The following is an 18,223-nucleotide window of genomic DNA, read 5'->3' on the forward strand; positions in this document are numbered from 1 at the left end:
TGACGATTCATTCCTGACTCTTGAGTATGGACTTAGTCCAAACTTGTATGCAAGCCAAGAAGGTTGACCTACAATTGCCTCGAGGGCGAGGAGGGACGGCGATGACGGAAGGACTCCGAGAGAAGAAGATGCGCATCGCGCGTCGCACCATGGAGGATGCCGCGGTCGGAATCGCCTACGACGAAGGCGTTGGCGCCGTGACGGTCGACCGCGTCTGCGAGGTGGCGATGGTCTCGCGCAGCACGTTCTTCAACTACTTCCCCTCTCTCGACCATGCGATCTTCGGATCCCCTCTGGTCTACGACCCGGCGCTCACCGAACGCATTCTGCGGGCGAACGGAGACGACCTCGTGATCGCCGCCTCGCGGATCGTGATGGAGTCCGTCCGTGGGCAGGGCGACGATGAGCTCCTACGCAAGCGGTTCGCGCTCTTCGCCCGGGAGCCGGGCACGACGACGACGGTATCGTGGTCGGCCGGGACAAGCCGCACCGGACTGGTGGACGTGATCGAGGCCTGGCTCGATGCACATCCGGCATCGGCTCGCCTCGTGGACGCCGATCACGCCACCGAAGCGCGGATGATCGTGAATTTCTCCATCACCCTCGGCGACGAGGTCATGCGGCTGGTGGGTGAAGACGGCGGGGACTTTCCGTTCGAGCCCGCGGTGTTTCGCACGGTGCGTGAGCGGATGCTGGCGCTGAGTGCACCCGCACGCTGAGTGCCCCGCACCGCGATCAGCGGCGCGGGGCACTCAGCGACCGCCGCTACTTGACCTGCGCTGAGATCACGCTCATGACCGCGGTGTCGGCGAGGGTCGTCGTGTCGCCGACCTCGCGGCCCTCGGCGACGTCGCGCAGCAGGCGCCGCATGATCTTGCCCGAGCGCGTCTTCGGCAGCTCACCCACGATGTACACGTCGCGCGGGCGGGCGATCGGGCCGATCTGCTCGCCGACCCAGCGGCGCAGCCCGTCGGCAAGGCCCTCGGGGGAGTGGGCGTCGAGGTAGCTCTGCTTGATGATGACGAATGCGACGACCGCCTGACCGGTCGTCTCGTCCGAGGCTCCGACCACGGCTGCCTCGGCGGTCGCCTCGTGCCCGACGAGGGCGGACTCGATCTCGGTCGTCGAGAGGCGGTGCCCGGAGACGTTCATGACATCGTCCACGCGCCCGAGGAACCACACGTCGCCGTCGTCGTCGAGGCGCGCGCCGTCGCCGGCGAAGTAGTAGCCCTTGTCGCGGAACTTCTCCCAGTAGGTCTCGACGAACCGCTCCGGGTCGCCCCAGATGCCGCGGAGCATCGAGGGCCACGGCTTCGTGATGACGAGCAGTCCTCCGTTGCCGTTGCCGACGTGGTTCCCCTCCTCGTCGACGACGTCGACCGAGATGCCGGGGATCGGCACCTGAGCGCTGCCGGGCTTGGTCTCGGTGACGCCGGGGAGAGCGGAGATCATGATCGACCCGGTCTCGGTCTGCCACCACGTGTCGACGATGGGGGCGACGCCCGCGCCGATGATCTCGCGGTACCACATCCACGCCTCGGGGTTGATGGGTTCGCCCACCGAACCGAGCAGGCGGATCGAGGAGAGATCGAACTGCTGGGGGATCTGGCGCCCGAGCTTCATGAACGAGCGGATCGCCGTCGGCGCGGTGTACAGGATCGTCACGCCGTACTTCTCCACGATCTCCCACCACCGTCCGGGGTGCGGCGTCTCCGGCGTGCCCTCGTAGAGCACCTGGGTCGCGCCGTTGGCCAGCGGGCCGTACGTCACGTACGAGTGGCCCGTGATCCACCCGATGTCGGCCGTGCACCAGAAGACGTCTGTCTCGGGGTGGAGGTCGTGGACCACCTTGTTGGTGAAGGTCGCCTGCGTCAGGTATCCGCCGGAGGTGTGCAGGATCCCCTTGGGCTTACCCGTGGTCCCCGAGGTGTAGAGGATGAAGAGAGGGTTTTCGGCGGGGAAGCGCTGGGCCTCGTGCTCGGCGGATGCTGCGGGCACCGCGTCGTGCCACCAGAGGTCGCGACCTTCCGTCCACGACACCTCGTTGCCGGTGCGCTTCACGACGAGCACGTGCTCGACGGTCGCCTGGGGCCCGGCGCCCCGGTCGGCGAGCGCCTGGTCGACGGCGGGCTTGAGCGGCGAGACGCGGCCCTTGCGGTAGCCGCCGTCGGCGGTGATGACGAGCTTCGCGCCGGCGTCATCGATGCGGGTGCGCAGGCTGTCGGCCGAGAAGCCGCCGAAGATGACGGAGTGCACGGCGCCCAGGCGCGCGACGGCGAGCATCGCGGCGATGGCCTCGGGGATCATCGGCATGTAGATCGCGACGCGGTCGCCGGCCTCGACGCCGAGATCGGTCAGGACATTCGCGAGGCGCTTGACCTCGTCGGTGAGCTCCGCGTACGTGATCGCGCGCGCGTCGCCCGGCTCGCCCTCCCAGAGCAGCGCCGTACGGTCGCCGTTGCCTGCCTCGACATGACGGTCGAGGCAGTTGTAGGCGACGTTGAGCTCTCCGTCGGCGAACCACTGCGCGAACGGCGGGTTCGACCAGTCGAGTACCTGTGTGAAGGGCGTGTGCCAGTGCAGGTCGCGGGCCTTGTCGGCCCAGAAGGCCTCACGATCGGCATCCGCCTCTTCGTACAGCGCGGCGGTCGCGACGGCGTGGGCGGTGAAGTCCTCCGACGGGGCGAAGCGACGGTCCTCCGTGAAGAGGTGGTCGATCTGGCTGCTCATGATGCGCGCTCCTTTGCGGCGGTCCTCCACGGGGGAGGGGTGGGGCGGGTCGGACCGATCTCCCGCGGAGCCGGGCTCTCGGAGGATCCAGGCCATTGACCCACAGCGTCCGAAATCCGCACTACCGCCGATAGTAGGGGGTGGGTCCGACACGCCCGGGACCGATATATCGGACCGATGCGCGGGTTTTGTCCACCGCCCTCACAATCGCCCCCTATGATCGATCCCGGCCGAACTCTTGATTCTGGCGTCGCGATGCACCGCACCCCCCGGCGGGTATCGCGTGAGGCGGCATCCCATTCCCCCCAATGGGATGCCGCCCTTCTCTTTTTCATCGTCCTCTCCACAGGCCGCCGATTTCGGAATCTGTCCACCGATTGTGCATCGCGCTCGCCGCCGGCGCCGGCGGACGCCTACCGTCGTGGCCATGTCCGAGCCGTTCATCGTCCGTCGTCGCAGTCCCGAGGCCGTCCGCCGACCGGTCACGACCGCGGAGACTGCGCCTGCGCGCGAACGAGCGGATGCCGCGTCGCGCGCGCCCTCGGCCGCGTTCACCCCGACGGCCCCGACGCGGACGCTCCCCACCGCGCGGGAGCGCCGAGAGCTCCCCGATCACCCCGCCCTCGATCCGCTCCGGGAGGTGCTCGCCGATCCGGCGGTCACCGACGTCTTCGTCAACGGCACCGACGGCCTCTTCGTCGACCGCGGCGCGGGCGTCGAGCAGGTCACCGGGTGGCAGGCGGGGGCCGACGAACTGCGGCGCCTCGCCGTCGCGCTCATCGGCATCGGCGGGCGGCACCTCGACGACGGCGCGCCCCTCGTCGACGTCCGCTGGGAGCACGGCGCGCGCGTGCACGCCGTGCTCCCGCCGGTCGCGTGCTCGGGCGCCGCGATCTCGATCCGCCTCCCCTCGACCGACCTGCCCGATCTCGATGACCTGGGGCGGCGCGGGATGTTCGATCCCGTCACGGCCGCCCGACTCGAAGCCCTCGTCGCCGCTCGCACCAACCTTCTCGTCACCGGCGCGACCGGGGCGGGCAAGACGACGCTGCTCGCCGCCCTCCTCGGCCGAGTTCCGCCCTCGGAGCGGATCGTGACGATCGAGGACGTCGCGGAGCTCCGACTCGCCCACCCCCACCATGTGCGACTCGAGGCCCGGCAGCCGAACCTCGAGGGTGCCGGGGCGGTGCCGCTGGCCCGTCTCGTGCGTGAGGCGCTGCGGATGCGGCCCGACCGGCTCGTCGTCGGTGAATGCCGCGGCGAGGAGGTGCGCGAACTGCTGACGGCGCTCAACACGGGCCACGCGGGCGGCGCGGGCACCGTGCACGCCGGGAGCATCCGCGACCTGCCGGCGCGATTGGAGGCGCTCGGAGCGCTCGCGGGTCTGAACGATCAGGCGATCGCGCGGCAGGTCGTGAGCGCGATCGGCGCCGTCGTCCACGTCGAGCGCGCGGCCGACGGCATCCGCCGCATCGCCGGGCTCGCGCGCCCGACGCTCGCCGAGGGGCGGCTCGCGATGGAGGCGCTCACATGACCACCGTGCGCATGGTCCCCGGACGCGCCGCCGCCGCAGGGAAGGCCGGCGCGCAGGACGTGTCTGCGGTAGCCGCGGTGGTACAGCGGCTCGCGGTGCTCCTCGAAGCGGGGATCGCGCCCCCGCGCGCGTGGGCGCTGCTCGCCGAATCGGGCGAGGAGACGGCCGCGGCCATCGTCGCGGCGCCTCCCGGTGCCGACACCGGCGACCTCCTCGCCGCGCGCGGGGGAGCTTGGGCGGAGGTCGCCGTCGCATGGCGCGTCGCGGCGACCGTCGGTGCCCCTCTCGCTCCCAGTCTGCGTCGATTCGCCGACGCCCTGCGCGAGGCGCAGGAGACCCGTGACGACGTCGCCGTCGCGCTGGCCGACCCCGCCGCGACGGCGCGGCTCGTGGGGTGGCTTCCGCTCGTCGCGATCGGCCTCGGATTCGTCCTCGGGTTCGACGTCCTGACGACCCTCACCCAGCCTGCCGGCATCGCGTGCGCGCTCGCCGGCCTCGGCCTCATGTTCGTGGCGCGACGCTGGAGCCGTCGGCTCGTCGCGCGTGCGCAGCCCGCTCCGGGCCTGCCCGGTGTCCAGGGTGACACCGTCGCGATCGCGCTGTCGGGCGGTGTGTCGGTCGACCGCGCGCTCGAGGTCGTCCAGGCCTCCGGAGGTGGGGACACCGAGCCGGAGACCGGCGACGTGCTCGACCTGTCCGAACGCGCCGGCGCGCCCGCCGCCGACCTCCTCCGGGCGACCTCGTCCGACGCGCGACGCCGCGCTCGCACCGAGGGGCGCCTCGGAGCCGCGCGCCTCGGCGCGAGGCTCCTGCTGCCCATGGGGCTGTGCACTCTGCCCGCCTTCCTCCTGCTCGGTGTCGGGCCCATGCTCCTCTCGGTGCTCGCCGGCTCGGGCTCGCTCCTGCCCCTCGCCGGTCCGCCCGGTGCCCTCCCGTGACCGCGCCTCCCATGAGTGCGCGCTGGCCTCGACGTGCCCACCCATCCATCACAGAAACGAAGGAGTCACCCATGACCGTCATCCCCCTCTTCCCCTCCGTGCCCTACCACACAGCGCCGCCGCGCGGCGCGCACGCGTTCCCTCCCCTTCCGCCCCTCACGCGTCGTCGCGCCGCATCGCTCTACGGCGAAGAAACCGGTGCCGCGACGGCCGAGTACGCCGTCGCCACGATGGCGGCCGTCGCGTTCGCGGGGCTGCTGGTGGTCATCATGCGCTCAGATGAGGTGCGCGGCATCCTCACCGATCTCGTCCGGCGTGCGCTGACGGTGGCGTGAGCGTGCGCGGCGACGAGCGCGGGTCGGCGACGGCGGAGTTCGCCGTCGTCGTGCCCGCCGTCGTCCTCCTCATCGCCCTGACGGTCGGCGGCCTCTCCGCCGCCGGCCGTCAGGTGCGGCTCGAGCAGGGCGCCGCACAGGCAGCGCGTCTGGTCGCCCGCGGCGAAGACGCGGGCCGCGCCACGGGGATCGTCGCCGCCGTCGCCGGAGGGGGAGTGGATGCCGTGACCACCGAGGGCGACCTCGTGTGCGTCACTGCGAGCGCCCCCGCCGGCGTCCCCCTGCCGCTTCCTCCGCTGCGTGCGCGGTCGTGCGCGCTCTCGGAGGGCCGCTGATGGCGGGCCTGTCCGCCGCGGTCGGCGCGCTCGCCGTCGCGACGGCCCTCGCGGTCGGCGTGAGCGCCGTCGGTGCCGCCTCGGTCCGCTCGGCACGCGCGGCGGGCGCCGCCGATGCCGCCGCGCTCGCCGCCGCCGATGCGGCGAGCGGGGCGGTCTCGGGGGTGCCGTGCGAGCGGGCCGACCAGGTCGCCCGCGCCGCGGGCGCCGACCTCGCCGCGTGCGAGCTCGACGAACTGATCGTCACCGTCCGCGTGCGTGTCGGCGCCGGGCCGTTCGCCGCCGAGGCGCGGGCGCGCGCGGGGCCGCCGCCGGGGTCCTGACGGCCGGCCGCTCGGACATCGCGTCGCCCGCGTCGCCTCCTACCTCCCCGCCGCCCGTTCTCCCGCCGCCCCCGTCGCGCGCCGGCGCTCACACGGCGAGGAACCGGCGGAGGTGTCCGATCGCTTCGGCGAAACCCGCACGCAGGAACATGTGGCGTGCGCCGGGGATCAGGTGGAGCTCCGCCTGCGCGTAGCGCGAGGCTGCTTCGGCCGAGTAGCGCGAATCGACGATCCGGTCGGCCGTCCCGTGGCACAGGAGCACCGGGCCGACGTACGGCGTCATCTCGCGCCACGGTTCGAGCGATTGGGCGTCGCGGACGTAGCGTCGCCCCAGCCGGACGTACAGCGCGCGGAAGGATGCCGGCGGATCGCTCGGATCGATGCGCACCCCGAGGATCGTTCCCCGGCGCGCATCGTCGGGGATCGACAGGGCGGGGTACAGGAGGAAGAGCTTCGCGACGTCGCCGGGACGCTCGGCCGCGACAAGGGCCGACACCAGGCCGCCTTGCGAGCACCAACCGAGGATGACGTGGTCCGCGTCGACCTCGGGCCGCGCGCGGACGGCATCCAGCACGGCGTTCAGGTCGTCCTTCTCGGTCAGCACCGACATGTCCACCGACGTGCGGCCGCGGCTGCGCCCCGAACCGGAACCGGCGAAGTCGAAGAGCACGACGTGGTATCCGAGGTCCACGATCCGACGGGCGTAGCGCGCGGTGGAGAGCATGTTCAAGCCGAACTCGTGACTGATCACGACGGCCGGGAGCACGTCGCGCTCGCGACCGGACGGCGAATACACGCGCCCGGCGAGCGACACGTCTCCATACGAGATGCGCATGCGGCGTGGCATGCGCTCATCCTGACACTCACAGCCTCCTCATGTGCGGCACGTGTGTATGGTGTGCATCGAAGAAAGGAGCCACTGTGGCTCAGAGCACACGGCCGTCGACCGCGAAAGCGGCGGCATCCAGCGCCTCCAAGGGCAAGAAGCTCGTCATCGTCGAATCGCCGACGAAGATGAAGTCGATCCAGGGATACCTGGGCGACGGCTACGAGGTGCTCAGCTCCGTCGGACACATTCGCGACCTCGCCGACAAGAAGGACATCCCGGCCGAGCTGAAGAAGACCTCCGTCGGCAAGTACTCCATCGACATCGAGAACGACTTCACTCCTCTTTATGCGGAGAGCGACCGGAGCAAGAAGACGGTCGCCGAACTCAAGCGCGCACTCAAGACCGCCGACGAACTCATCCTCGCGACCGATGGCGACCGCGAGGGCGAGGCCATCGCGTGGCACCTGTACGAGACGCTGAAGCCGAAGGTCCCGGTCAAGCGCATGGTGTTCCGCGAGATCACCCGCGACGCGATCCAGGCGGCCGTCGAGCACCCCCGCGAGCTGGACCTCGCGCAGGTGGATGCCCAGGAGACCCGCCGCATCGTCGACCGCCTCTACGGCTGGGACGTTTCGGACGTCACGCGTCGCAAGGTCGGTCAGGGGACGAGCGCCGGCCGCGTGCAGTCGGCCGCGACCCGTCTCGTCGTCGACCGCGAGCGCGAGCGGATGGCCTTCGTCTCCGCGTCGTACTGGGATGTCGAGGCCAGGGCGTCCGCCCCCGCCGCGCCCGCCGACGCCTTCGGTGCCCGCCTCACCCGCATCGACGGCGCCCCGCTCGCCCGCGGCACCGACTTCGACGATGCCGGGCAGCTGAAGAAGGCCGTCGTCGTCCTCAGCGAGGACGAGGCACGGGAACTCGCCGCCGCCCTCGAAGCGGCCGGCGAGATCACGGTCGTCGGCGTGGAGGCGAAGCCCGGCACGCGCAGCCCGAAGCCGCCCTTCACGACCTCCACGATGCAGCAGGAGGCGGGGCGCAAGCTCTCGATGAGCGCCAAGCACGCCATGGGCGTCGCGCAGCGGCTCTACGAGAAGGGCTACATCACCTATATGCGCACCGACTCGACGGCGCTGTCGACGCAGGCCGTCGCCGCCGCGCGGGCTCAGGCCGTCGCGCTGTACGGCGACCGGGCGGTGCCGCCGAACCCGCGCAGCTACCGCAACACCTCGAAGAACGCCCAGGAGGCGCACGAGGCCATCCGGCCCTCAGGTGAGGAGTTCCGCCGTCCGTCATCGGTGGCCGCGCTCCTCGATCGCGACGAGGCGCGGCTCTACGAGCTCATCTGGATGCGTACGATCGCCTCGCAGATGTCCGACGCAAAGTATGAGACGACCACGGTCACCCTCGACGCCGAAGCGGGCGGCAGGACGGCGACGTTCACGGCATCCGGCACCGTCTACACCTTCAAGGGCTTCCTCGAGGCGTACGAGGAGGGCCGCGACGAAAAGCGCAACGACGCCGACAAGGCCGATGACCAGTCGCTGCCGCAGTTGGCGGTGGGTGACGTGCTCGACCTCCGCGACGTCGAGCCGAAGGGTCACGCGACGAGCCCCAAGCCCCGCTACACCGAGGCGAGCCTCGTCAAGGCGCTGGAGGAGAAGGGGATCGGGCGGCCGTCCACGTTCGCGTCGATCATCGACGTCATCCTGAACCGCGAGTACGTCACCAAGCGCGGTCAGGCGCTCGTCCCCAGCTGGCTCGCGTTCAGCATCGTGCGCCTGCTCGAGCAGCACTTCTCGGACCTCGTGGACTACGACTTCACGGCCGCGATGGAGGACGACCTCGATGCCATTGCGCGTGGCGAGCAGCAGCGTGTCGCCTGGCTGAACGAGTTCTACTTCGGCTCCGACGGCCACGTGGGTCTCCGCAACATCATCGACAACCTCGGCGAGATCGACGCGCGCGAGATCAACACGACACCGATCGGCGACGTCGCCGCCCTCCGCTTCGGTCGCTACGGACCGTACCTCGACGTCCCGAACGGCGACGGCACCTCGCGGATCGTGAACGTCCCCTCCGACCTGGCGCCCGACGAACTCACGCCGGAGAAGGCGCGCGAGCTCATCGACGCGCCCGTCGCGGGCGATCGCGTGCTGGGGCAGAATCCCGAGAACGGCCGCGACATCGTCGTGAAGGATGGCCGGTTCGGTCCGTACCTCGAAGAGGTGCTGCCCGCCGAGCCCGAGCCGGAGCCCGTGCCAGAGGCGGCGGATGCCCCGAAGAAGCGCACCGCGAAGAAGAAGGTCGAGGCCCCCAAGCCCCGCCGCGCCTCGCTGTTCAAGAGCATGTCGCCCGAGACGATCGACCTCGAAACCGCGCTCAAGCTCTTCTCGCTGCCGCGTACCGTCGGTGTCGACCCCGAGACCGACACCCCGATCACGGCGCAGAACGGTCCGTACGGCCCGTACCTCAAGAAGGGCACCGACTCGCGCTCGCTCTCGGGCGAGGAGCAGATCTTCGACATCACCCTCGAGCAGGCTCTCGAGATCTACGCGCAGCCGAAGTACGCCAACCGTGCCGCGACCTCGCTCAAGGAGTTCGAGGCCGACCCGGAGAGCGGCAAGCCGATCCGCATCAAGGACGGCCGGTTCGGCGCCTACGTCACCGACGGCACGACCAACGTGACGATCCCGAAGGGCCAGACGCCCGACGACATCACGTTCGAGGTGGCCGTTCAGATGCTCGCCGACAAGCGCGCGAAGGGCCCGGCGCCCAAGCGCACGACCCGGCGTACGTCGACGGCGCGCAAGCCCGCCGCCAAGAAGAAGTGATGGCGGCCGCGGCGCGGCCCGGCGTCTGGATCACCTTCGAAGGCGGCGACGGCGCGGGCAAGACGACGCAGGCGACGCTCCTCGAGGAGTGGGTGCGCGCGCAGGGCCGCGAGACGCTCCGCACGCGCGAGCCGGGCGGCACCGAGGTCGGGGTGCTCGTCCGCGACATCGTCCTGTACCACCGCGGCGAGGTCGCGCCGCGCGCCGAGGCGCTCCTCTACGCCGCCGACCGAGCCCAGCACGTCGCGACCCTCGTCCGCCCGGCACTCGCCCGCGGCGAGGTCGTGATCCAGGATCGCTATCTCGATTCGTCGGTCGCCTATCAGGGGGCGGGGCGTGTGCTGGATGCCGGGGAGATCCGCGACCTGTCGCTCTGGGCGACCGAGGGCGCCCTCCCCGACCTGACGGTGCTGCTCGACCTCGACCCGGCGGCGGCGCGCGAGCGTCTCGACGCCGACGACAAGCCCTTCGACCGCCTCGAGGCCGAAGAGGCCGACTTCCACGCTCGCGTCCGCGAGTCGTTCCTCGGGCTCGCCGCCGCGGAGCCGGAGCGCTTCCTCGTGCTGGACGCGGCCCGGCCCGCCGCCGACCTCGCCGCCGCCGTCCAGGCCCGGCTCGCCGCCCTCCTCTGACCCCCGGCCCCGCGCCCCGGCGTGTCGCACCCACCCCTTAGGCTGGTCGGCATGACCGACGTCGCCCCCTCCCCGCTCCCGTGGAGCGATGTCTGGGGGCAGGACGATGCGCTCACCCAGCTGCAGGCGGCGGCATCCGACCCCGCGCAGCTCGCGCATGCGTGGCTCATCACGGGACCCGCCGGCTCGGGGCGCTCGACGCTCGCGGCGGCGTTCGCGGCGGCGCTCATCGCCGAGCCGGGTGACGAGGCGGCGATGCGCCAGGTGCTCGCGGGCACGCATCCCGACCTCACGACTCTCCGCACCGAGGGCGTCATCATCACGATCAAAGACGCGCGGGCCCTCGTCGAGCGCTCGTACTTCTCGCCGTCGCTCGGCCGCTATCGCGTCATGCTGATGGAAGACGCCGACCGCATGGTCGAGCGCACCTCGAACGTGCTCCTGAAGGCCCTCGAAGAACCTCCGGAGCGGACGGTCTGGATCCTCTGCGCCCCGAGCGAGGCGGACCTGCTGCCGACGATCCGCTCGCGCGTGCGGACGCTCCGCCTGCGCGAACCGGACGTCGCGGACGTCGCGCGCCTCATCGTGGCGCGCACCGGCGTCGATGCCGCCGTCGCCGAGCAGTCGGCCCGCCTCGCGCAGCGTCACATCGGCATGGCGGTGCGCCTCGCGACGGATGCCGACGCCCGCGCCCGCCGGGAGGAGACGCTCCGCGGCGTGCTCGCCGTCCGCGGGGTCGGAACCGCCGTCGAGACCGCCGCCCGCATCGTCCAACTCGCGACCGAAGACGCCAAAGCCCTCACCGCAGAGCGCGATGAGGCCGAGCGCGAGGCGCTCCTGCGGACTCTCGGCGTCGCCCCCGGCGCCGCCGTGCCGCCCGCCGTCCGCGGCCAGCTGAACGCCCTCGAAGACGACCAGAAGCGTCGCGCGACGCGGAGCCTCCGCGACGGCCTCGACCGTGTGCTGACCGACCTCGAGTCGATGTTCCGCGACACGCTCATGATCCAGTTCGGTCAGTCGGGCGACCTCATCAACCGCGAGCTCGCGCCCGACCTCGAAGGACTTGCCGCCGCCTGGACGCCCGAACGCACGCTCACCGTGCTCGACCGGATCTCAGCGACCCGCACGAACCTCGAAGGCAACGCGGCCCCGGCCCTCGCCCTCGAGAGCCTGCTCATCACCGTCGCCAGCGGAAGGACCCCGTGAACACTCTCCGACGCTCCCCCCTCCGACGTGTCGCGGTCGCCGCGGCCGGCCTCGTGCTGGCTGCGACGATGCTCTCCGGATGCCTGTATGCCGCGATCCCGCCGGACGGGTCGCCGACTCCGGCGCCGAGCCGAGAGCCCGACGTCGACGGCGCCCCCGCCGGCTTCGAGGACTTCTACGCGCAGCCGCTCGACTGGTCGGCGTGCGACGGCTCCGACGCCGGCAGCTACGACTGCACGAGCGTCACGGCGCCGCTGGACTGGTCCGATCCCCGCGGCGAGACGATCCAGCTCGCCGTCATCCGTCGAGCCGCCTCCTCCGGCGACGCGATCGGCTCCCTCCTCACCAACCCCGGCGGCCCGGGGGCCAGTGGTTACGATCTCATCGCCGACTCCGCGTCGTTCGCCGTCGGACAGCCGCTCCTCGATGCGTACGACGTCATCGGGTTCGACCCGCGCGGTGTCGGGCGGTCGACAGCGGTGAGCTGTCTCGACGGTACGCAGATGGATGCCTACCTCTACGACATCCCCGCCGACCCGCGCGGGTCGGACGGCTGGCGCGCCGAGCTGACCGAGCGTAACGAGGAGTTCGTCGCCGCGTGCGAAACCAACTCCGACGGCATCCTGGGCGACATCACCACGGACAACGCGGCGCGCGACATGGACCTGCTCCGGGCCGTGCTGGGGGACCGCGAGCTGCACTATCTCGGCTACTCGTATGGCACCTTCCTCGGGGCGACGTACGCGAAGCTCTTCCCCGAGCGTGTCGGGCGTCTCGTGCTCGACGGCGCGATCGACCCGTCGGTGTCTGGGCTCGAGGTCGGCACGACGCAGGCCGTCGGGTTCGAGTCGGCGCTCCGCGCCTACATGGCCGACTGCCTCGACGGGCGCGGGTGCCCCTTCACGGGCTCGGTGGACGACGCGATGGACGACCTTGCGACACTGCTGGCGAGCGTCGACGCGAAGCCGCTGAAGGCATCCGACGGACGGATGCTCGGCGCCGACTCGCTCATGACGGGCATCATCGCCGCGCTCTACTCCGAAGACAGCTGGAGCTACCTCAGCCAGGCGCTCTCCGACGCCCTCACCGGAGACCCGGACGTCGCCTTCCAGCTCGCCGACTTCTACAACGGGCGCATCGGGAAGGGCCTGTACCAGGACAACTCGACCGAGGCCTTCCGTGCATACAACTGCATGGACTACCCGGTGGACACCTCGCAGGCCGACAAGGATGCCTCCGACGCGCTCATCGCGGAGAAGGCCCCGACGATCGCGCCGTACTGGGACGGCGTCGACGTATGCGAATCGTGGCCCTTCCCGCCGACGGGCGTGCGGGAGAAGATCGCCGCCGAGGGCGCTGCGCCGATCGTGGTCGTCGGTACGACGAACGACCCGGCGACGCCGTACGCGTGGTCGGTGTCGCTCGCCGAGCAGCTCTCGTCCGGCGTGCTCGTCACCCGCGAGGGCGAGGGTCACACCGGCTACAACAAGGGCAACCGGTGCGTCGACGACGCGGTCGAGCAGTACCTGCTCGAAGGCACCGTTCCTCAGGACGGTCTCACCTGCGCGCGCTGATCGATGCGTGCGCAGGGCGAGGCTCGCTCCGGTGCTCCGTCAGCGGCGGAGCACCCGGCGGGCCAGTGCGTTCCCGGCGAACTGCACGGCCTGCACGATGACGACGATCACGAGGACGGCCGCCCACGTCACCCACGGGTTGAACTGCTTGAAGCCGTAGTTGATCGCGAACTCTCCCAGTCCTCCGGCGGCGACGGCGCCCGCCATCGCGGTCATGTCGACGAGGGCGACGACGACGAACGTGTAGCCGAGGATGAGGGGACCGAGCGCTTCGCGGGGGATGAGACGGAAGAGGATGCGTGAGCGGCTCGCCCCCGCAGCGCGCGCGGCTTCGATCACGCCCGGCCGCACGGTCAGGAGGTTCTGCTCCACGATGCGGCTGATCGCGAAAAGCGACGCGATGGTGATGGCGAAGATCGCGAACGGCGCTCCGATGCCGGGAAGTCCCAGCCCGCGCGCGAGCGGCTGCACCGCCGCAAGCAGGATGATGAACGGAATCGGACGGAACGTGTTCACGATCACGTTGAGGACCCCGAAGACGGTCCGATTCGGAAAGAGACTCCCCGGGCGCGTCGCATAGAGCGCCATGCCGAGGGCGAGTCCGGCGAACCCGCCCAGGATGAGCCCGGTGGTCGCGACGTACAGCGTCTCGACGGTCGCGTCCCAGAGCTCGGGCAACAGGTCGACGAGCCTATCCATGGGTGACCTCCTCGGTCAGGTCGGCGTAGGCGGAGGCGCCCGCGATCGCGCGCGCCACGGCATCCGCCTCACCGGTCACGGCGAGGGTGAGGTGACCGAACACTCGCCCGCGGATGTCGTTGATGCCGCCGTGCACGACTTCGAACCGCACGCTGTGGGCGGCGAGCTCGGCGAACACGTCAGCCTGGGTGGTCGTGCCTTCACGGACATCGAGGGTGATGAGGCGGCCGGGGTGACGGGCGTGGAGCGTCGCCAGGTCGTCGCCGGAGGGGACGTCTTCGATGATGCTCGAGACGAACCGCGCCGTGGCGGGGTGGGCGGGGGCGGAGAGGATGTCGAACACGGTGCCGCTTTCGATGACCCGTCCGTCCTCCATCACGACGACGCGATCGGCGAGCGTGCGGATGACATCCATCTCGTGGGTGATCACGAGGATCGTCACGCCCAGCTCCGTATTCACGCGGCGCAGCAGCGCGAGCACGTCGGCGGTGGTGTCGGGGTCGAGCGCACTCGTCGCCTCGTCGGCGAGGAGGATGCGGGGGTTCGTCGCGAGCGCGCGGGCGATGCCGACGCGCTGCTTCTGTCCTCCCGAGAGCTGCTCGGGACGATTTCGTGCTTTGTCGGCGAGGCCGACGAACGCGAGCAGCTCGTCGACACGCGCGCGGATCTCGGCGCGGGGACGCCCGGCGACCTCCAGCGGGTACGCCACGTTGCCGGCGACCGTCCGCGAGTCGAACAGGTTGAACTGCTGGAAGATCATCCCGATGTCCCCGCGGAGCGCCCCGGAGGTCGCGCTCGCCCAGGCGCGTGATGTCGACACCGTCGATCTCGACGCTGCCCGATGTGGGGACTTCGAGGGCGTTGACGAGGCGCAGCACGGTCGACTTGCCGGCGCCGGAGTAGCCGATGATGCCGCAGATCTCCCCGGCGGCGATCTCGAGGGTGACGTCGTCGACGGCCGTCACGGGGGCCGAGCTGCGATCTGCGGCGGGAAAGGTCTTGGTCACGCCGTGCAGGCGGATGAGGGTCATGAAGAGTCCTTATGGAGAGCATCGGTGGGTCGGTCCGGACGCGTGGGGACATCCGGGCACGCGTACGCGGCCCGCCCCGCGGGTGACCGGGGACGGGCCGCACGCACCGGTGTCACTGCTGGGAGCGGATGCTCTCTTCGGTCTTCTTCAGCGACGCGACGAGGTCGGCGACCGGAGTCTTCACGAGCACGCCCGTGCCGCCGGATGCCTCGAGCACGCCGTCCTGGACGGCCTTCGTGTCCTGGTAGATCTCGACAAGCTTCAGGTACGTCGGGTTCTCGGCATCCTCGGCCTTCGCGGCGAAGATGTTGATGTAGGGGAACGCCGACTCGTCGGCGGGGTCGTCCTGCGCGAGCAGCTCGTCGCTGGTGAGACCGGATTTGGCGACGAAGTCGTTGTTGACGACGGCGCCGGCGAAGTCGGGGAGGGACGAGGCGGTGAAGTCGGCCGCGACCGCTTCGACCTTCACCTTCGACGAGTCCTCGATGTCGGCGACGGTGGAGAAGATCGACCCCCGTCTTTCAGTTCGATGAGGCCGGCCGATTGCAGGACGAGCAGGGCGCGCGCCTGGTTCGACTCGTCATTGGGCACCGCGATCGTCTCGCCGGCGGGGATGTCGGCGACGTCGTCGTACTTCGTCGAGTAGAGGCCGAGCGGGTAGATCGCGGTGGCACCGATGGGCTGCAGGTCTTCGCCCGCGGCGACGTTGTAGGTTGCGAGGTAGATGATGTGCTGGAACTGATTGAGGTCCAGCTCGCCTGCCGCGAGGGCCGGGTTGGGCTGGTCGTAGGAGTCGAAGTTCACGATCTCGACGTCGATGCCCTCGTCGGCCGCGGCTTCGGTGAAGGTCTCCCAGTACGGGTCGCCGGCGCCGACGACGCCGATCTTGACGGTCTCGGTCGTCGCACCGTCGTCGGAGCTCCCGGCGGTGTCGCCGCCGCCCGACGCGCACGCGCCGAGCAGGAGGGCGAGGGGCAGGGCCGCCGCGACGGCGATGAGGGATTTCTTGCTGGGCATGGTGGTGCGCTCCTTGTGTCGGGCCTCTTGGGTCGGACACTGCGCTCGCATGATCACCGCGGTCGGGTCTCACGCTCGCCTCGTCGCAGTGCCTCTCCGACCGTACGAGCGGCTCACAGTCCGCCGAAATCTGCGCGTAACACGCGGACACCTTGTCGCGAGGGTGGGGCGAGGGGACGCCGCCGCGCGCCGGGCTCCGCGCCGGCGACCGTGACGGTTCGCGGGACCTCTCCCGGTCCTGTAGGATCGATGATCGTGCACGGCGCGTCGCGTCATGCGCCGCCCTAGCTCAGTCGGCAGAGCATTTCACTCGTAATGAAAAGGTCAAGGGTTCGATTCCCTTGGGCGGCTCCACGAAAGAACCACGACGAAACGGCCCCGGATCACCGGGGCCGTTTCGCGTTCGTGCGGTGTCGGTGCGGCGTCAGAAGACGATCACCTGGCGGAGGGCAGAGCCGTCCGCGAGGGCATCCATTGCGGTGTTGATGTCGTCGAGCGCGATGCGGGCGGAGATCAGGCGCTCGACCGGCAGGCGCCCCTCGCGCCAGAGCTGCGCGTAGCCGGGGATGTCGCGGGACGGGACCGCCGAACCGAGGTACGACCCCACGATCGTCCGCGCCTCGGCGGTGACGGTGAGAGGGGAGATCTCGGAGCGTGCCGATGGCGCCGGCAGCCCGACCGTGACGGTGCGCCCGCCGGGGGCGGTCAGCGCGAACGCGGTCTCGAACGCCCGGGGGTGCCCGGCCGCCTCGACGACCAGGGGCACCCGGATGCCTGCTTCGGCCGCCTCGTCGGGGGTGTAGACCTCGTCCGCGCCGAGCGCGCGTGCGATGTCGAGCTTGGAGCGGACGGCATCGATGCCGGTGACACGTCCGTGCCCGAGGGATGCGGCGGTCAGCAGCGCGGCCATGCCGACGCCGCCGAGGCCGACGATCGCGATGTCGTCACCCGGCTTCGCGGCGCCGGCATTGACGACGGCGCCGCCCCCGGTGAGGACCGCGCACCCGAGGATCGCCGCCACCTCCGGCGGCACGTCCGAGCCGACGACGACGGCCGAGCGACGGTCGACGACGGCGTGGGTCGCGAAGCCGGACACGCCGAGATGATGCGAAACGCGTTCGCCGTCCGGCCGGTGCAGGCGCGTACCGCCGGAGAGGAGCAAGCCCGCGTTGTTCGCCGCCGTGCCGGGGGTGCAGGGCATGATGCCGCCGGTGCGGCATCCGTCGCACTCGCCGCAGCGCGGCAGGAACGCCATCACGACGCGGTCGCCGACGGAGAAGCCGTCGGCGGCGGCCCGCTCGCCGACCTGCTCGACGATGCCGGAAGCTTCGTGGCCGAGGAGCATCGGCACCGGCCGCACTCGATTGCCGTCGACCACGGAGAGGTCGGAGTGACAGACGCCGGCCGCCTCGATGCGCACGAGCAGTTCGTCGGCGTGCGGGTCATCGAGTTCGAGCTCCTCGATCCGGAGCGGCGCCGACCCGGCGTACGGCGGTTCGGCGCCGATGCGCGTGAGGACGGCGCCGCGGATGGTCCTCGTCATTGCTTCGCACCCTTCGATGTGGCGTCGGCCGGAAGGCGAGGGCGCGATGAGCTGCCGGCCCTGAGCCTCCATCACGGTACCGTTCTTCCGAGTGCGCCGCGTATGCGAGACTCGCTTGACAACGCTGCTGGGGCTCTCGACGGTGCAGGCGGTGACGCGACGGCTCCGCGGGAACAGGATGAGGATTCACCCATGACTTCCGACGCAGGAATGCGCTCGACCGTCGCCCGCCGCGCGGGGGACGCATGAACGCGTCCGCCCCCGCGAGCGTCGACATCCTGCTCGAGATCTTCACCTGGATCGGCCTCGGCGGCGCGGTCGCGCTGATCGTCGTCCTCGTCGCGCTGTGGGCGGCGGATGGAACCTGGCTCTCCGCGACGGCGTTCGTCGACCGCGAGGGCGATGACACCGTCGTCCGGTGGTACGACGCCGACGGCGACGCAAACCGCGCGGTCGCGACCCCGGCGGAGGCCGAGGCGCTGTCGGGGCGCGACGAGGCGACGATCTGGTACCGGCACGGGTGGAGCGGACGGATGCGGCTCACCCATCGCCCTCCGGGCTTCCGCCGGATCGTCTGGGCGGCAGCGGGGATGGCGGCTCTGGGCATCCTGAGTCTCGTCGCGAGCTGGGTCCTGTACTTCGCGCGGGGCTGACCCTGCTGGCGGC

Annotated in this window: 15 protein-coding genes, 1 tRNA gene and 2 pseudogenes; 12 read left to right on the plus strand and 6 right to left on the minus strand. The window is 70.9% G+C overall.

Features of this window, described 5'->3' with window-relative positions:
• The first annotated feature begins 128 nt into the window (after positions 1 to 128).
• The gene (locus ACRVYW_RS07510) at positions 129 to 719 is read left to right on the plus strand and encodes a TetR family transcriptional regulator (RefSeq protein WP_431803216.1); all 591 of its coding nucleotides are present in this window, start codon (positions 129 to 131) and stop codon (positions 717 to 719) included.
• Positions 720 to 765: 46 nt separating this feature from the next.
• Here the strand turns inward: ACRVYW_RS07510 and acs are convergent, their stop codons facing one another.
• Positions 766 to 2,730, minus strand: a complete 1,965-nt coding sequence (gene acs, locus ACRVYW_RS07515) for an acetate--CoA ligase (RefSeq protein WP_431803218.1) — start codon at positions 2,728 to 2,730, stop codon at positions 766 to 768.
• A gap of 427 nt (positions 2,731 to 3,157) precedes the next feature.
• Between acs and ACRVYW_RS07520 the strand changes: the two genes are divergently transcribed.
• The 5 genes from ACRVYW_RS07520 (at position 3,158) to ACRVYW_RS07540 (ending at position 6,195) form a co-directional block, all read left to right on the plus strand.
• On the plus strand, positions 3,158 to 4,264 hold the full coding sequence (locus ACRVYW_RS07520; RefSeq protein ID WP_431803220.1) for a TadA family conjugal transfer-associated ATPase: 1,107 nt from the start codon (positions 3,158 to 3,160) through the stop codon (positions 4,262 to 4,264).
• Positions 4,261 to 5,202 (plus strand): type II secretion system F family protein, encoded by a 942-nt coding sequence (locus ACRVYW_RS07525; protein WP_431803222.1) that lies wholly within the window; start codon positions 4,261 to 4,263, stop codon positions 5,200 to 5,202. The genes ACRVYW_RS07520 and ACRVYW_RS07525 overlap by 4 nt, the downstream gene beginning before the upstream one ends.
• 98 nt (positions 5,203 to 5,300) lie before the next feature.
• Complete coding sequence (locus tag ACRVYW_RS07530) at positions 5,301 to 5,537, plus strand: DUF4244 domain-containing protein (protein WP_431803345.1); 237 nt, start codon at positions 5,301 to 5,303, stop codon at positions 5,535 to 5,537.
• The gene (locus ACRVYW_RS07535; protein WP_431803224.1) at positions 5,534 to 5,872 is read left to right on the plus strand and encodes a TadE family type IV pilus minor pilin; all 339 of its coding nucleotides are present in this window, start codon (positions 5,534 to 5,536) and stop codon (positions 5,870 to 5,872) included. Before ACRVYW_RS07530 ends, ACRVYW_RS07535 begins: the two co-directional genes overlap by 4 nt.
• A complete protein-coding gene (locus ACRVYW_RS07540; protein ID WP_431803226.1) occupies positions 5,872 to 6,195 on the plus strand; it encodes an Rv3654c family TadE-like protein in 324 nt (107 codons plus the stop codon). Before ACRVYW_RS07535 ends, ACRVYW_RS07540 begins: the two co-directional genes overlap by 1 nt.
• Before the next feature lie 88 nt (positions 6,196 to 6,283).
• Here ACRVYW_RS07540 and ACRVYW_RS07545 read toward each other — a convergent pair whose 3' ends face one another.
• Positions 6,284 to 7,042, minus strand: a complete 759-nt coding sequence (locus ACRVYW_RS07545) for an alpha/beta hydrolase (RefSeq protein WP_431803228.1) — start codon at positions 7,040 to 7,042, stop codon at positions 6,284 to 6,286.
• A gap of 74 nt (positions 7,043 to 7,116) precedes the next feature.
• On the opposite strand from ACRVYW_RS07545, the gene topA reads away from it, so the two are divergent.
• From topA to ACRVYW_RS07565, 4 genes are all read left to right on the plus strand, one after another.
• Positions 7,117 to 9,855, plus strand: coding sequence for a type I DNA topoisomerase (gene topA, locus ACRVYW_RS07550; protein WP_431803230.1), 2,739 nt, complete (start codon positions 7,117 to 7,119; stop codon positions 9,853 to 9,855).
• On the plus strand, positions 9,855 to 10,487 hold the full coding sequence (tmk, locus tag ACRVYW_RS07555; RefSeq protein WP_431803232.1) for a dTMP kinase: 633 nt from the start codon (positions 9,855 to 9,857) through the stop codon (positions 10,485 to 10,487). Before topA ends, tmk begins: the two co-directional genes overlap by 1 nt.
• Before the next feature lie 51 nt (positions 10,488 to 10,538).
• Entirely contained in the window at positions 10,539 to 11,693 is a 1,155-nt protein-coding gene (locus tag ACRVYW_RS07560) for a DNA polymerase III subunit delta' (protein WP_431803234.1), read from the plus strand.
• Positions 11,694 to 11,761: 68 nt separating this feature from the next.
• Positions 11,762 to 13,267 (plus strand): alpha/beta hydrolase, encoded by a 1,506-nt coding sequence (locus tag ACRVYW_RS07565; RefSeq protein ID WP_431803347.1) that lies wholly within the window; start codon positions 11,762 to 11,764, stop codon positions 13,265 to 13,267.
• Between the two features lie 39 nt (positions 13,268 to 13,306).
• On the opposite strand, the gene ACRVYW_RS07570 is transcribed toward ACRVYW_RS07565, so the two are convergent.
• The 3 genes and pseudogenes from ACRVYW_RS07570 to ACRVYW_RS07580 all read right to left on the minus strand — a co-directional run bounded on the left by ACRVYW_RS07570 (position 13,307) and on the right by ACRVYW_RS07580 (position 16,014).
• Positions 13,307 to 13,966 carry a methionine ABC transporter permease gene (locus ACRVYW_RS07570; RefSeq protein WP_431803236.1) on the minus strand — a complete coding sequence of 220 codons (660 nt, stop codon included), beginning with the start codon at positions 13,964 to 13,966 and terminating at the stop codon, positions 13,307 to 13,309.
• Positions 13,959 to 14,997: pseudogene (locus ACRVYW_RS07575) on the minus strand (methionine ABC transporter ATP-binding protein). The gene ACRVYW_RS07570 and the pseudogene ACRVYW_RS07575 overlap by 8 nt, the downstream one beginning before the upstream one ends.
• A gap of 112 nt (positions 14,998 to 15,109) precedes the next feature.
• Positions 15,110 to 16,014 (minus strand): annotated as a pseudogene (locus ACRVYW_RS07580) (MetQ/NlpA family ABC transporter substrate-binding protein).
• Between the two features lie 278 nt (positions 16,015 to 16,292).
• Here ACRVYW_RS07580 and ACRVYW_RS07585 point away from each other — a divergent pair.
• Positions 16,293 to 16,368, plus strand: a tRNA-Thr gene (locus tag ACRVYW_RS07585).
• Positions 16,369 to 16,438: 70 nt separating this feature from the next.
• Here the strand turns inward: ACRVYW_RS07585 and ACRVYW_RS07590 are convergent.
• The gene (locus ACRVYW_RS07590; RefSeq protein ID WP_431803238.1) at positions 16,439 to 17,557 is read right to left on the minus strand and encodes an alcohol dehydrogenase catalytic domain-containing protein; all 1,119 of its coding nucleotides are present in this window, start codon (positions 17,555 to 17,557) and stop codon (positions 16,439 to 16,441) included.
• Positions 17,558 to 17,802: 245 nt separating this feature from the next.
• On the opposite strand from ACRVYW_RS07590, the gene ACRVYW_RS07595 reads away from it, so the two are divergent.
• Positions 17,803 to 18,210, plus strand: a complete 408-nt coding sequence (locus ACRVYW_RS07595) for a hypothetical protein (RefSeq protein ID WP_431803240.1) — start codon at positions 17,803 to 17,805, stop codon at positions 18,208 to 18,210.
• Positions 18,211 to 18,223: the final 13 nt, after the last annotated feature.

The sequence above is a fragment of the Microbacterium sp. bgisy203 genome (assembly GCF_965345155.1).
Classification (GTDB): domain Bacteria; phylum Actinomycetota; class Actinomycetes; order Actinomycetales; family Microbacteriaceae; genus Microbacterium.

What these genes read in the sequence shown, in the direction of transcription:
- ACRVYW_RS07510 (WP_431803216.1), top strand. Translation starts at nt 129, where the DNA reads ATGCGCATCGCGCGTCGCACCATGGAGGATGCCGCGGTCGGAATCGCC.
- acs (WP_431803218.1), bottom strand. Translation starts at nt 2,730, where the DNA reads ATGAGCAGCCAGATCGACCACCTCTTCACGGAGGACCGTCGCTTCGCC.
- ACRVYW_RS07520 (WP_431803220.1), top strand. Translation starts at nt 3,158, where the DNA reads ATGTCCGAGCCGTTCATCGTCCGTCGTCGCAGTCCCGAGGCCGTCCGC.
- ACRVYW_RS07525 (WP_431803222.1), top strand. Translation starts at nt 4,261, where the DNA reads ATGACCACCGTGCGCATGGTCCCCGGACGCGCCGCCGCCGCAGGGAAG.
- ACRVYW_RS07540 (WP_431803226.1), top strand. Translation starts at nt 5,872, where the DNA reads ATGGCGGGCCTGTCCGCCGCGGTCGGCGCGCTCGCCGTCGCGACGGCC.
- ACRVYW_RS07545 (WP_431803228.1), bottom strand. Translation starts at nt 7,042, where the DNA reads ATGCCACGCCGCATGCGCATCTCGTATGGAGACGTGTCGCTCGCCGGG.
- tmk (WP_431803232.1), top strand. Translation starts at nt 9,855, where the DNA reads ATGGCGGCCGCGGCGCGGCCCGGCGTCTGGATCACCTTCGAAGGCGGC.
- ACRVYW_RS07560 (WP_431803234.1), top strand. Translation starts at nt 10,539, where the DNA reads ATGACCGACGTCGCCCCCTCCCCGCTCCCGTGGAGCGATGTCTGGGGG.
- ACRVYW_RS07565 (WP_431803347.1), top strand. Translation starts at nt 11,762, where the DNA reads ATGCTCTCCGGATGCCTGTATGCCGCGATCCCGCCGGACGGGTCGCCG.
- ACRVYW_RS07570 (WP_431803236.1), bottom strand. Translation starts at nt 13,966, where the DNA reads ATGGATAGGCTCGTCGACCTGTTGCCCGAGCTCTGGGACGCGACCGTC.
- ACRVYW_RS07590 (WP_431803238.1), bottom strand. Translation starts at nt 17,557, where the DNA reads ATGACGAGGACCATCCGCGGCGCCGTCCTCACGCGCATCGGCGCCGAA.
- ACRVYW_RS07595 (WP_431803240.1), top strand. Translation starts at nt 17,803, where the DNA reads ATGAACGCGTCCGCCCCCGCGAGCGTCGACATCCTGCTCGAGATCTTC.